The sequence below is a fragment of the Blautia acetigignens genome (assembly GCF_025566865.1).
GTDB classification, from domain to species: domain Bacteria; phylum Bacillota; class Clostridia; order Lachnospirales; family Lachnospiraceae; genus Blautia_A; species Blautia_A acetigignens.
This window is the reverse complement of sequence record NZ_JAOQJM010000003.1, coordinates 126,132-140,069: the sequence shown is the minus strand read 5'-3', so window position 1 is coordinate 140,069 and position 13,938 is coordinate 126,132. Positions and strand designations below refer to the sequence as shown.

12 protein-coding genes are annotated in these 13,938 nt (G+C 46.2%); 4 read left to right on the top strand and 8 right to left on the bottom strand.

Features of this window, described 5'->3' with window-relative positions; genetic code table 11:
* Window positions 1-107 precede the first annotated feature (107 nt).
* From tpiA to gap, 3 genes are all read right to left on the bottom strand, one after another.
* Window positions 108-860 (bottom strand): triose-phosphate isomerase, encoded by a 753-nt coding sequence (gene tpiA, locus OCV70_RS05840; protein WP_117851624.1) that lies wholly within the window; start codon window positions 858-860, stop codon window positions 108-110.
* 147 nt (window positions 861-1,007) lie between these two features.
* The gene (locus OCV70_RS05835) at window positions 1,008-2,201 is read right to left on the bottom strand and encodes a phosphoglycerate kinase (RefSeq protein WP_195588231.1); all 1,194 of its coding nucleotides are present in this window, start codon (window positions 2,199-2,201) and stop codon (window positions 1,008-1,010) included.
* Window positions 2,202-2,347: 146 nt separating this feature from the next.
* A complete protein-coding gene (gap, locus tag OCV70_RS05830) occupies window positions 2,348-3,367 on the bottom strand; it encodes a type I glyceraldehyde-3-phosphate dehydrogenase (protein ID WP_117851616.1) in 1,020 nt (339 codons plus the stop codon).
* 287 nt (window positions 3,368-3,654) lie between these two features.
* Here gap and OCV70_RS05825 point away from each other — a divergent pair, with 287 nt between their 5' ends.
* On the top strand, window positions 3,655-4,488 hold the full coding sequence (locus OCV70_RS05825) for a histidinol-phosphatase HisJ family protein (protein WP_021925495.1): 834 nt from the start codon (window positions 3,655-3,657) through the stop codon (window positions 4,486-4,488).
* A gap of 145 nt (window positions 4,489-4,633) precedes the next feature.
* Here OCV70_RS05825 and OCV70_RS05820 read toward each other — a convergent pair whose 3' ends face one another.
* The 3 genes from OCV70_RS05820 to nifS form a co-directional block, all read right to left on the bottom strand.
* A complete protein-coding gene (locus OCV70_RS05820; protein WP_243000207.1) occupies window positions 4,634-7,210 on the bottom strand; it encodes a cation-translocating P-type ATPase in 2,577 nt (858 codons plus the stop codon).
* Window positions 7,211-7,465: 255 nt separating this feature from the next.
* Complete coding sequence (nifU, locus tag OCV70_RS05815) at window positions 7,466-7,912, bottom strand: Fe-S cluster assembly scaffold protein NifU (protein WP_117851605.1); 447 nt, start codon at window positions 7,910-7,912, stop codon at window positions 7,466-7,468.
* Between the two features lie 28 nt (window positions 7,913-7,940).
* Window positions 7,941-9,128 carry a cysteine desulfurase NifS gene (nifS, locus tag OCV70_RS05810; RefSeq protein ID WP_021925506.1) on the bottom strand — a complete coding sequence of 396 codons (1,188 nt, stop codon included), beginning with the start codon at window positions 9,126-9,128 and terminating at the stop codon, window positions 7,941-7,943.
* 197 nt (window positions 9,129-9,325) lie between these two features.
* Between nifS and OCV70_RS05805 the strand changes: the two genes are divergently transcribed.
* The 3 genes from OCV70_RS05805 to OCV70_RS20115 all read left to right on the top strand — a co-directional run bounded on the left by OCV70_RS05805 (window position 9,326) and on the right by OCV70_RS20115 (window position 12,089).
* A complete protein-coding gene (locus OCV70_RS05805; protein WP_021925505.1) occupies window positions 9,326-10,669 on the top strand; it encodes a polysaccharide biosynthesis protein in 1,344 nt (447 codons plus the stop codon).
* 91 nt (window positions 10,670-10,760) lie between these two features.
* A complete protein-coding gene (locus OCV70_RS05800; RefSeq protein WP_021925504.1) occupies window positions 10,761-11,792 on the top strand; it encodes a 3-deoxy-7-phosphoheptulonate synthase in 1,032 nt (343 codons plus the stop codon).
* A gap of 195 nt (window positions 11,793-11,987) precedes the next feature.
* Window positions 11,988-12,089: a DUF6783 domain-containing protein gene (locus OCV70_RS20115; protein ID WP_416795304.1), complete on the top strand. Its 102-nt coding sequence runs from the start codon at window positions 11,988-11,990 to the stop codon at window positions 12,087-12,089.
* Here the strand turns inward: OCV70_RS20115 and xerD are convergent.
* Window positions 12,043-12,924 (bottom strand): site-specific tyrosine recombinase XerD, encoded by an 882-nt coding sequence (xerD, locus tag OCV70_RS05795; protein WP_021925503.1) that lies wholly within the window; start codon window positions 12,922-12,924, stop codon window positions 12,043-12,045. The genes OCV70_RS20115 and xerD overlap by 47 nt on opposite strands.
* A 323-nt stretch (window positions 12,925-13,247) precedes the next feature.
* A complete protein-coding gene (locus OCV70_RS05790; RefSeq protein ID WP_173766830.1) occupies window positions 13,248-13,847 on the bottom strand; it encodes a hypothetical protein in 600 nt (199 codons plus the stop codon).
* Window positions 13,848-13,938 lie beyond the last annotated feature (91 nt).

The window sequence follows — 13,938 nt, the reverse complement described above, 5'->3', positions numbered from 1 at the left end:
TAAAACGCTCCCGGCAGAACCGGAATAGCGAATTATGGCGTCTTCAACGCTTGGACACTTGTAAGATATAGATATCTTACTATTATTTAAAGAGATACGAATCTAGGTTATTTGTTGTAGTTTACGATGTCGCCGAACTCAGCTTTGAGGGAAGCACCGCCAACAAGACCGCCGTCGATATCTGCCTGAGCAAATAATTCCGGAGCAGTTTTAGCGTTTACAGATCCGCCGTACTGGATGCGGATTGCAGCTGCTGTAGCCTCATCGTAGATTTCAGCGATGCAAGCACGGATTCCTGCGCAAACTTCCTGAGCCTGCTCAGTTGTAGCTGTTTTACCGGTTCCGATAGCCCAGATTGGCTCGTAAGCGATAACGGCTGTTTTAGCCTGATCAGCTGTAACATTCTGGAAACCAACTTTAACCTGCTGACGGATGAAGTCCATAGTTACGCCCTGCTCTCTCTGAGCAAGAGTCTCACCACAGCACATGATCGGAGTGATGCCGTGCTCGAATGCTTTAAGCATTTTCTTGTTTACGGTCTCACTTGTCTCAGCGAAGTACTCTCTTCTCTCGGAATGTCCGAGAACTACATATTTAACACCAGCATCTGTGAGCATGTTCGGGGAAATCTCGCCTGTGAAAGCACCTTTCTCCTCGAAGTACATGTTCTCAGCACCAACCTGGATGTTGGATCCTTTTGCAGCCTCAACAACTGGAAGGATATCGATAGCCGGTACGCAGAATACTACGTCAACGTCTTCGTTTGCTACTAATGGTTTTAAGGTTTCTACTAATTTAACTGCCTCACTTGGAGTCATGTTCATTTTCCAGTTTCCGGCAATAATTTTCTTTCTAGACATTATTATATAATCTCCTTTATTTTTCGGAATCACCATGTGCACTAAATTCAAGCTTCACCTTCGGTTCGCTTTCATTAAGTGGTCAGGTGGGCTTTCATACTAAATTCGGTCTGCGCCTGTGGCTTGCCCTCATTAAGTATGGGGTGCCTATTTATCATTAGCTGCTGCTACACCCGGAAGCTCTTTTCCTTCCAGGAACTCAAGGGATGCACCGCCACCTGTGGAGATGTGGGTCATCTTGTCGCCATAGCCAAGGATATTAACTGCTGCTGCAGAATCACCGCCGCCGATGATGGTTGTAGCGTCTGTATCAGCAAGTGCCTTAGCAACAGCTTCTGTACCATGAGCAAAGTTCGGCATCTCGAAGCAGCCCATCGGTCCGTTCCAAACAACAGTCTTAGCATCTTTCACAGCGTCAGCGAAAATCTTCTCTGTCTCTGGTCCGATATCCATTCCTTCCCATCCGTCCGGAATCTCACCACGTTTTACAACCTGGATATTGCAGTCGTTGGAGAAGTTGTCACCGATTCTGTTATCTACAGGAAGAAGAAGCTTAACGCCCTTATCCTCTGCTTTCTTCATCATGTCTAATGCATACTGAAGATAATCATCCTCGCAAAGAGAGGTTCCGATGTGTCCGCCAAGTGCCTTGGAGAATGTGTAGGACATTCCGCCGCCGATGATCAGAGTATCAACCTTGTCAAGAAGGTTGTTGATAACAGAGATCTTGCTGGAAACCTTAGCTCCGCCAAGGATTGCAACGAATGGTCTCTCCGGGTTGTTTACAGCGTTTCCGAGGAAATCGATTTCTTTCTGCATCAGATATCCAACAACAGCTGTATCTACATATTTGGTAACGCCAACGTTAGAGCAGTGTGCTCTGTGAGCGGTACCGAATGCGTCGTTTACAAATACATCGCAAAGAGAAGCAAGTTCCTTGCTGAACTCATCACCGTTCTTAGTCTCTTCTGCACGGTAACGTGTATTCTCAAGAAGAATAACATCTCCGTCTTTCATCTCTGCTACTGCAGCTTTTGCGTTTGGTCCTACAACTTCCGGATCAGCAGCGAATTTAACTTCCTGTCCGAGAAGCTCTGTGAGACGTTTTGCAACAGGTGCAAGAGATAACTCAGGCTTCGGCTCTCCCTTCGGTTTTCCAAGGTGGGAGCAAAGTATAATCTTTCCACCATCTGCGATCAGCTTCTTGATTGTAGGAAGAGCTGCTACCAGACGGTTCTCATCTGTAATTTTGCCGTCCTGCAGAGGTACATTAAAGTCGCATCTTACGAGGACTTTTTTGCCTTTTACGTTGATGTCATCAACAGATTTTTTATTCAGCATCTTGTTATGCCTCCTTATTATAAATTAACTTTATACAGACAAAAGGGTCCGGTCCTATTCAGACCGGACCCTTCTCTGAGTCTTATTCATATACTGCAGAACCGCGTAGGCAGCCTGTCAGCATCCGAACCCTACTCGTCTTCTGATTAAGCGTTCAGAAGTTTGCCAAAGTGTTTGATTGTACGAACCATCTGGCTTGTGTAGGAGTTCTCATTGTCATACCAGGAAACAACCTGAACCTCTGTTGTGCCATTCTCAAGTGGAAGAACCATTGTCTGAGTAGCATCGAACAGGGAACCAAATCTCATACCAACGATATCGCTGGAAACGATCTCGTCCTCGTTGTATCCGAAGGACTCGTTGGAAGCTGCTTTCATAGCTGCGTTGATCTGCTCTTTTGTAACATTTCCTTCAACAACTGCTGTAAGGATTGTTGTAGAACCTGTTGGGGTTGGAACACGCTGTGCGGAACCGATAAGTTTTCCGTTCAGTTCTGGGATAACAAGACCGATTGCTTTAGCAGCACCTGTGCTGTTCGGAACGATGTTAACTGCAGCTGCACGGGATCTTCTCAGATCGCCTTTTCTCTGCGGTCCGTCAAGTGTCATCTGATCGCCTGTGTAAGCGTGGATTGTGCACATGATACCGGATTTGATTGCAGCAAGGTCATTAAGAGCTTTAGCCATTGGAGCTAAGCAGTTTGTTGTACAGGAAGCTGCGGAAATGATGTGATCCTCTTTTGTAAGAGTCTCATGGTTTACATTGTAAACGATTGTCTTAAGGTCGTTTCCAGCCGGAGCGGAAATGATAACGTGTTTAGCACCTGCATCGATATGAGCCTGAGCTTTGTCTTTGGATGTATAGAATCCAGTACACTCAAGAACTACGTCTACACCGATCTCTCCCCATGGAAGCTCAGCAGCGTTAGCTTTTGCATAAATTTTGATTTCTTTTCCGTCAACTGTGATGGAATCCTCGCCAGCTACAACTGTATCTGCAAGAGCGTATCTTCCCTGAGTTGAGTCATATTTTAATAAGTGAGCGAGCATTTTAGGAGATGTTAAGTCGTTGATAGCAACGATCTCAAATCCTTCTGCACCAAACATCTGACGGAATGCAAGACGTCCAATACGTCCAAAACCATTAATTGCAACTTTTACTGCCATGATAAATTCCTCCTATGAATTAAATGGTAAAAATTATGTGAATGCTTCAATCTTTGTGAAAGAAACATCAACCTATAGCGTATTGTACCTAATTCTGAACAAAAATTCAAGTCCATTTTCAAAAAAATAACAGGCAAATTGCCACAAATATCCCCTAATATGGTATACTCCTTTTAAATGGTCCGGCAGTGTCCCTTTTATGACACTGGGGCCGCTTTTATCCGCACTTTTTTTCCTTTTTTCATACAGAAAGGGAGCCTATTTTTTACAAATTCAAGGAGGACATCATGAACATACAGCAAAAATCTCCGTCGATTTTGTGGGACTGCCACATGCACTCATCATTTTCCGCTGATTCTGACACTCCCACTGAGGATATGATACGCAGATCCATCGCACTTGGTCTTGAAGGGATCTGTTTCACCGAGCATCTGGACCCGGACTATCCCCCCACTCCCGATGACCTGGAATTCTCCCTTGATCTTCCGGCTTACTATAAGCGGCTTATGGAGCTAAAGGAAGCTTATAAGGATCAGATCAGCATCCGTTTTGGAATTGAGATCGGCCTGCAGCTTCATCTTGGCGAATATTTTCACAATCTTTTGAGGAAATATCCTTTTGATTTCGTGATCGGTTCCTCCCATCTGGTTCACGGCGCAGATCCCTATTACCCGGAATTTTTCCAGGGCAGGGAGGAAGAACAGGCTTACAGGGAATATTTCGAATCCATTCTGGAAAATCTTTCTGCTTTTGATGAGGTGGATACTTACGGGCATCTGGATTACATTGTCCGTTACGGTCCGAACCAGAACCGTTTCTATTCTTATGAGAAATACCAGGATATTTTGGAAGCGATCCTGAAAAAGCTGATTGAGAAAAATGTGGGACTTGAGGTGAATACCGGAGGCTACCACTATGGCCTTGGAGAACCGAATCCCTGCACTGCCATTATCCGCCGATATAAAGAGCTGGGTGGTGAAATCATCACCATCGGTGCTGACGCCCATGCACCGGAGAAAATTGGGTATGACTTTGACAGGGCTGCGCAGGTGCTGAAAGAATGCGGGTTTGAATATTATACGGTTTTTAAAGAGAGGAAACCGGAATTTATCAGGCTGTGAATGCTTTCTGCAAAATGTTTGATGTTTGCCACAGAATGCGTATGAAAAAAGAAGCCGCACCCCGCGACTTCTTTTTTTACATATTCGTAATCCAGGCTATTGCCCAGAACTTATTCTTAGCTGTCATCCGGGACTTTTACAGTAATTATTTCTGCACTTTTTCCAGAAACAGTGCAATAAACCCTTTCTTTTCCCGCTCATGTGCCTTGTCATACAGAGAGCGGCACCATTCGGTGATAACTTCGATCACGACCGGGGAGAAAGTCATCAGTATGAATACCAGGATGATCATTCCGAATTCCAGGGAGCCAAGTGCCAGCAGGTTCTGCACGCATACGGCTGCAAAGAAGAAAATAAACTGCATGCCGTAGATAATAATCTTGCGGTATCGGCTAAGGGGCGCATACACGGTCTTAAGGGCTGCCATGTAGTTCCAGCCGGTTACCAGGAAACATGCGGTGCTAAGCATGACGTTGCTGTGGTACACATTCTGGCAGACCAGCATGATGGTGAATACACAGCCTGTGATGGTCACTGCTGCAGGGAATGCATTCATAAATACGTAGCGCAGGAAGCCGCTTTCAATCTTGTTGAAGTTGTTTTCCTGAGCCAGAAGGAAGGTGGGAATTCCCACTGCACAGGCACTGATCAGGGACATCTGGATAGGCTCGAAGGGATAGCTCTCGCCCCAGAAAATAGTGATCAGGCAAAGCAGTGCGGAAAAAATAGTCTTGATCAGGAACATGGATGCCGCAGTACGGATGTTGTTGACAACGCGGCGGCCCTGGTTCACGATCTCCGGCATAGCCGCAAAGTTGGAATCCATCAGCACCACGTTGGCAATGTTCTTGGCAGCGTCGCTTCCCTCTGCCATAACCACACTACAGTCCGCTTCTTTCAGTGCCAGAACATCGTTGACGCCATCGCCTGTCATGGCAACGGTATGCTTCTGTTTCTGAAGGGCGAGCACCATTTCCTTCTTCTGCTGCGGAGTCACACGACCGAATACAGAACACTCTGCAACGGCACGCTCCATATCCTCCGGTGTGGTAATGGTTGTGGCATCAATATAGCGGTCTGCATTTTCCAGACCGGCTTTTTTCGCAATGGCGGAAACGGTCACAGGATCATCACCGGAAATTACTTTCAAGTCCACGCCCTGGTCTTTGAAAAATGCAAGCGTCTCAGGAGCATTGTCTCGGATAATATCGGTGATCATAAACAGCGCTACCGGCTTCAGGCCAGCAGGCAGCTCATTCTCCTGATTCAGGTTCGGGCTGTGGGCCAGTACCAGAACACGCAGGCCTTCTTTTCCATATGCAGCGCACTGGCGGATCAGGTCTTCGTTTCCTTCCGGGAAAAGGAACTGGGCAGCGCCCATCAGGTAAGTTCCCTTTTCTTTGAAAGCTACACCGCTGTATTTACGGTCAGATGAGAACGGGATGCAGTGGTCTACGGTCATGTCCGTTCTTCTGGAGAAACGCTTGTGGAGGGCATCTGCGGTGGCATTCTTGTCCTTCAGCACAGACATCATGTTCGCCATGACGCGCTCGATCTCGTTCATGGTCATCTCTGGCTGGGGAGTCTCCACTGCCTGCAAAGCGGTTCCAGACTGAGGAGCCTCTTCCGATGTAATTCCTGCTTCCGCAGCTGCCAGTTCTGGCTGACATCCAGCATCAGGCTTCCCCTCTGCATCCGATATATTTGCCTCATTAAACGCCCCGGCTGCATCCGCATTTCTCTGTGCCGCAGCTTTCCTCTCCATCCCTTCCACATAAGGCTGCACTTGCTCCACACACATGGTTCCTGCGGTGATCGTACCCGTCTTATCCAGGCAAAGGGTATCCACTCTTGCCAGAGTTTCAATACAATATAATTCCTGCACCAGGGTGTTCTTCCGGGTCAGGGCAAGAGCTCCCAGGGTCAAAGCCACACTGGTAAGCAGCACCAGTCCCTCCGGGATCATTCCCAAAACCGCTGCCACCATATTTACAACAGCGTCCCGAATTCCATTCCCGGCAACATAATACTGCTTGTAAAACAGCAGAAGTCCCATAGGAACAATGATCACACTGATGGTCTTCAGAATAGCATTCAAGGAATTACGCAGTTCCGAATTGTGACGCTTGAATTCCTTGGCTTCGCTGGTGATCTGGGAGGCGTAATTGTCCTTGCCAACATGGATTACCTGGCAGCATGCCTCTCCGGATGTGACAAAGCTTCCGGAAAAAAGCTCGTCTCCTTCAATCTTCTGAAGATTGTCGGATTCTCCTGTCAGAAGGGATTCGTTGACCTCAATGCTTCCTTCCAGCACCTTGGCATCCGCCGGCACCTGGTCACCTGTCTTCAGAAACAGGATGTCATCCAATACCAGCTTTTCTGTGGAGATGGTCCACTTCTTCCCTTCACGCAGTACCACAGCCTTGCTCTCTGTGAGAATCGCAAGCTTGTCCAGGGTCTTCTTGGCACGGACCTCCTGGATGATTCCGATCACGGTATTGATCACAATAATGCCCATGAACATGGAATTCTTATAGGATCCTACCAGCAGAACCATTACCATAAGTGCAAGATTCAGAAAGTTGAAAAATGTAAGTACATTCTCCCTTACGATCTGCTTGTAGCTTCTGGTATTGGGATTCTCGTTGGCATTGACTTTTCCTTCTTCGATTCTTTGTTGTACCTGTTCGTTTGTAAGTCCTGTCATCGTTACTTCCTTCATTCTTGTATTTTCTTCAAGGATTTCCAGGAAATTCCATATGGAATTTCCTGTATGCCGGATGCCTTCCCGGTATACAAAATCAGGGCAGATGATAACATCCGCCCTGATGAATTCTCTTTACGGGTCTGCCTCATCTTTACCACTCATTTATCTGTAACGAAATAAATCTGCTTATGGATTCGGTTTCCTGTAAAAATATTCTTTTTATCGATGACGACAAGCAACAGCTGCTATTCGCGCTGTTTCCAACCGCAATTAATACTCTTCTGCCTCGTCCTCTTCACCTTCGTGAATGTCAGACTTCGGTTTCTTCAGACCCTCGATCTCAATGTGGTGCTTCTGTGCATAGTCCCACAGTGCAGCATGTACAGCCTCTTCTGCAAGAAGGGAGCAGTGTACCTTTACTGGCGGAAGTCCGTCAAGAGCTTCCATAACTGCCTTGTTGGTAAGCTTCATAGCTTCCTCGATGGTTTTGCCTTTGACCATCTCAGTAGCCATGCTGCTGGTTGCTACTGCAGCACCGCAGCCGAAGGTTTTGAATTTGCAGTCTCTGATAATATGTGTCTCATCATCGATATCAAGGAAAATTCTCATAATATCGCCGCATTTGGCATTTCCTACTGTACCGACACCGCTTGCATTCTCTATTTCTCCAACATTACGTGGATGCTGGAAATGATCCATTACTTTCTCACTATACATCTTTTTTTCCTCCTGGCAAGTGTTTTAATCAATTTTTCTGTTTTTTAATAAAATCTTCATATAATGGAGACATTGCTCTTAAGCCGCTTACGATTTCTTTCAGCTTATCTACTACGAAATCAGCGTCTTCCATGGTGGTCTCTTCGCTTAATGTCATACGCAGGGAACCATGTGCGATCTCGTGAGGCAGTCCGATTGCCAGAAGTACATGGGACGGATCCAGGGAACCTGATGTACAGGCGGAACCGCTGGATGCACAGACGCCATAGTTGTCAAGCATAAGCAGCATGGACTCTCCTTCGATGAACTGGAAGCTTACGTTTACGTTGTTTGGAAGACGTTTGGTAGGATGACCGTTTAATTTCACATATGGAATCTCTTTCATGATTCTGTCGATGAAATGATCTCTTACCTGGATCTCTTTAGCGGTACGCTCTTCCATAGTGCGGATGGCACGCTCTGCAGCTGCACCGTAGCCTACGATTCCCGGAACGTTCTCTGTACCTGCGCGGCGCTTTCTCTCCTGTGCTCCGCCGTGTACGAAGGAACGGATCTTAACGCCCTTGCGAATGTAAAGGAAGCCGATTCCTTTCGGTCCGTTCAGCTTATGTCCGCTGGAGCTGAGCATGTCGATGCCTAACTCATCTACATTGATCGGCACCTGTCCAAAAGCCTGCACGGCATCTGTGTGGAAAAGGATTCCGTGCTCTTTGGCGATGGCTCCGATTTCCTTGATCGGCTGGATGGAACCGATCTCGTTGTTTGCAAACATAACGGAGATCAGGATGGTCTCAGGTGTGATGGCTTTCTCAAGCTCATCCAGCTTCACAATACCGTTCTCATCTACATCCACGTATGTGATCTTGGCTCCGCGCTCTTTCTCCAGATACTCGCAGGTATGAAGGATTGCATGATGCTCGATCTTGGTGGTGATGATGTGATTTCCTTTGGATTTATATGCTTCAAAAGTGGCTTTCAGTGCCCAGTTGTCAGCCTCTGAACCGCCAGCTGTGAAATAAATTTCTTCTCTCTTAGCTCCAAGTGCGTCTGCGATCTGGCCTCTTGCCTTGGTAACGCCTTCCTTGCTCTTGGATGCGAAATCATAAATGCTGGATGGATTTCCATACATTTCAGTAAAATAAGGAAGCATTGCTTCTACAACTTCCGGAGCGGTCTTGGTGGTAGCCGCATTATCCAGATAAATCATTTTTCCCATTTTTCTTCCTCCTGGTTTATTGGTATCAATTCGATATGAAAGAACCCCGGAAAAAGGCTTTTTTCATCTATCTCCTTAGGTACTTTTTTATTTCCTAGTAATTCGCTTGGATTTCTAGTCCACTTTACCAGATAATAACAGTTCTGTCAAGGCACATTTGGGCATAGATTATCTAAAAAGATAGTGGTCTGATCATCATGTCTGATAAGCTTTTTTTCAGGGGAACCCTGATCCTTACCTTTACTGGCCTTGCCAGCCGGATCATGGGTTTCTTCTATAGAATATTCCTTTCTCATACTATTGGTGCACAGGGAGTTGGAATTTACCAGCTTACCCTTCCCGTTCACGGGATCATCCTGGCTGCAGCGGGAATGGGAATCCAGGCTGCCATTTCCAGGCTGTGCGCCTCCTTTACTGCCCTTGAAAAAGAAAAAGAATCGCGAAATACACTGCTTCTTGGAATGTTTCTTTCCGGGGCTGTTTCCCTTCTTTTGTCGGCAGGGGTGTACCTGAATGCGGATTTTATTGCGGGGGAGCTTTTGAAGGAAGCAAGAACTGCTTCTTTGCTTCGCATTCTCTCTTTTAGTTTTCCCCTGAGTGCCCTGCATTCATGCGTCAACAGCTTTTATTATGCCAGAAAAAAAACCGGACTTCCAGCCTTTATCCAGCTTTTGGAGCAGACTTCCCGGATTGGCAGCACCTATATGATCTACCTGGTACTTCTATCTGGTGGAAAAGAAATCACTCCCATGATTGCAGCTGGCGGTGCGCTTTTTAGCGAGATTGCGGCAACTGCTGCCTGCTTTTTAGCACTGGGCGTGGATTTTTCCCGGGAAAATTATCATCCTCTTTCGGGATTATGGAGGCAGCCCAGAAATCCTGGCTCTGTTCTTTCTTCTTTAAAGGAAATTGGAGAGATTGCGGTGCCTCATTCTGCAAACAGGCTGCTGCTTACGGTGCTTTCCGGCATTGAAATGGTTCTCATTCCCCAACAGCTGCTTCTGGCGGGAATGACGCAGACAGATGCGCTGGCTGTGTACGGGATTTTCACGGGAATGGCTCTGCCTTTGATTCTGTTTCCCGCTACTATCACCAATTCCGCTTCTGTAATGCTGATGCCCTCTGTGGCAGGACTTCAGGCACTTGGCTATGAAAAAAGGATTCGCTATGTGATCTGGCGCACACTTGGAACCTGTTTTTTCTTCGGGGCTTTCTGCACTTTGTTTTTCTTTCTTTTTGGAAAGCCGCTTGGAATTTTTCTGTTTCACAGTGAGACTGCGGGAGTGTACATAAAAACGCTGGCGTTTATCTGCCCGTTTCTTTATACCAACACCACCCTGGAAAGCATTATGAACGGGCTTGGCAGACCAGATGCCTGTCTTTTCCACAATGTTGCGGGAGTGTGCATCCGCATTGGCTTTGTGATCCTTTCCGTTCCCAGCATGGGAATCCGTGGATATTTTTATGGAATGCTGATTTCCCAGCTAATTCTTACCCTGCTTCATTTTATTTATCTAAACAGAATGAAGTTATCGGACTGATTTTCACGAAATTTGCCTATCGACATTTTTCGGTTCATAGTCTATAATATTGAAACGAAAGCAAATTTTGCCGATAAAAGGAGAAAATACCATGGGATTTGAATTCATCAAAAAGCTTCCGACACCCGACGAGATCCGCAACCAATATCCCATTGATGCAAAGATCAAGGCACTGAAAGAGAAACGTGATCAGGAGATTCGTGACGTATTCACTGGAAAATCCGATAAATTTCTTGCAATCATCGGTCCCTGCTCTGCAGATAATGAAGATGCTGTATGCGATTATCTGCTGAGACTTCGCAAAGTTCAGGACAAGATCGCGGATAAAGTTTTAATCATTCCACGAGTTTATACGAATAAACCGCGTACTACCGGAGAGGGCTATAAGGGTATGGTTCATCAGCCAGACCCGGAGAAAAAGCCGAATATGCTTGCCGGACTTGTTGCCATCCGTAAGATGCACATCCGCGCTATTGAGGAGAGCGAGTTTACCTGCGCAGATGAGATGCTTTATCCGGAGAACTGGCGCTACCTTTCCGACCTTCTTTCCTACGTAGCAGTTGGTGCACGTTCTGTTGAGGACCAGCAGCACCGTCTGACTGTCAGCGGTATGGACGTTCCGGCAGGAATGAAGAACCCTACCAGTGGAGATTACAGCGTTATGCTGAACTCTGTTGTGGCAGCTCAGGGAAGCCATACTTTCATCTACAGAGGATGGGAAGTTGAAACTACAGGTAATGAGCTTACACATACCATTCTTCGCGGTGCGGTAAATAAGCACGGAGAGGCCATTCCGAACTATCATTACGAAGACCTTCGCCTTCTTTTTGAGAAATATTCTGCTAAGAATCTCAAGAACATGGCTACTATCGTAGATACCAACCACTCCAACTCCAACAAGCAGTATGAGCAGCAGATCCGTATTGCCAAGGAAGTGCTTCACAGCCGTCAGGTTGATTCTGATGTACATGGTCTGGTTAAGGGGCTTATGATCGAGAGCTACATCGAGCCAGGCAACCAGAAGATCGGCCCGAACCATGTATATGGCAAATCTATTACAGATGCATGCCTTGGATGGGATGAGTCTGAGAAGCTGCTGTATACTATTGCTGAGATGTGCTGATAAAGGTGTATCTGGCAGAGTGATTTCTGTTTGTTCTATCTGATTAGAGAAAAATCTCCTGGATTCTGATTTTGGGAATCCAGGAGATTTTTTTATGGGGTTTCATTTTTGGGCGTGACTTCCTTAAAACTGCCCAGAATACTTTCCCGGACAGTCTTTTCGCTCTTATTCTATATCCTAGAGCGTGTTTGAAAAATCATTCCCGCAAAGTGGGGCGTACATCTTGCAGAAAGCCTTTTTCAAACATGCTCTAGTGTCTCGGATGTGCTTTCATGTACACATCTCTCATCCTGTTAATGTTCATGCTGAGGTAAACCTGTGTGGTGGAAATATCGGAGTGGCCAAGCATTTCCTGGACGCTTCTGATGTCCGCACCGTTCTGGAGCATATGTACGGCGAAGGAATGCCGCAGGGTGTGGGGTGTAATGTCTCTGTGGATTCCAGCTTCTTCTGCATAGCCCTTAAGCATTTTCCAGAAACCCTGGCGGCTCATGGCCTTGCCGGAGCAGTTGGTAAATAAAGCATTCTCGTTGTCATCCTTCACAAATACATCCCGTCCCTTGTCCAGGTACAGATCAAGGGCTTCCTTGCTCACATTGCCGACGGGGATAATGCGCTCTTTATTCTCCTGACATACTACATAGCCCATCTGAAGATTCACATCGCTCACTTCCAGATGGATCAGTTCGCTGACGCGCATGCCTGTGGCATAAAGAAGCTCCAGCATTGCCTTGTCACGAATGCCTTTTGGCGTAGTCAGGTCTGGCTGCTTCAGGAGATTGTCTACCTCCTGGATGCTGAGAATCTCAGGAAGCTTCTTCTCCACCTTGGGAGATTTCAGATTGTCTGCAGGGTTCTCATCGATTCTTCGCAGGGCGAACATATGCTGGAAAAACGCACGCATGGAAGCAACGCTTCTGGAAATAGTGGAGGACGCGAAATTTTCTTTCTCCATATAATCCATATATCCCATAAGGTCAAATTCCCGCACCTCTTCCACAGCAGCAATGCCCTTCTTCTGCAGGTACGCTGCCATCTTAGTCAGGTCACGCTGATAGGAAACCTCCGTATTCTGGGATGTCTTCTTCGTATTATGTAAATAATCAATAAATTCGCGTATTTCCTGTTCCATACTGTTTACTTCCTGTCTCTTCTGTTCTGAATTTCGCTTCATAAATCCAAATAAATGATAGATACAGCCTCAGTTCTCCGACTGCCCGCTCCATCATTATTCATCGCATTTTATGCGTATTCTTTTTTCACGCTCTAAGATATGGGCTAGTCACCCACAATAATTTAAAATGTACCTGTATTATACTTTGTAATTGACATAAAATCAAACCTTTTTTTCGCGCCGAAACCGCTTAAAATTGGGCTTTTTTCAGTTATTTTACAAAATAATGTTAATCTTATGGTAACCAGCACTATATCTTGTTGTTTTTTCTCGAATTTTGTCTAAAAAAAATTTATAAATCCAAGGATTTGCCGCAAAATCCAGGGATTTATGTACCATTCCAGAAGGATTCCAAGCCCGAATATGGCTGTCCACAGAAGGGAATTCAAAAAATAGCTGCTTACTTTTCCCGGAAAAATCCCATGATTGCGCCAGATTGCCCTGGATTCTTTGTAAACCATCCCGTAGACTTTCATCCACACGGGAATATAGATGAGATACTGGGGAAGCAAAAGCCCCGCTGCCACGGCTCCACCTGCCAATCCAAACTGCAGGATAGACATGACAAATACCATTCCAAGGCCAAGCCCCGTAAAAATCATGGACAGCACTGCAAGGGGCACCCCAAACACTGTAAATCCGCACAGCAGTGTAAGGAGAAACATCCCGCCCCGCATCCCAATGATCTGGTACAGATATTCTTTTCCATATGCGGCAGTCCGTCCATAGGTGCCAAGCAGATAAACCGCGGAAAAAGCCTGCTGCTTCCAGGTAAACCGATAAACAAGATTGGGAATTATCATTCCTGCCAGAAATCCAAAGAGCAGCAGGGCCATTCCCGGAAAAGTGGTTTTCGTTTTGATGCAAAGTAATTTTTCCATAGCTTCACCCTGTACCATTCTACGCCGACTTTGTTTTAATTATGAAAAAAGTCAGCTGTTCCACGCCTATGCTGTTTCCACAGCTGCCGTA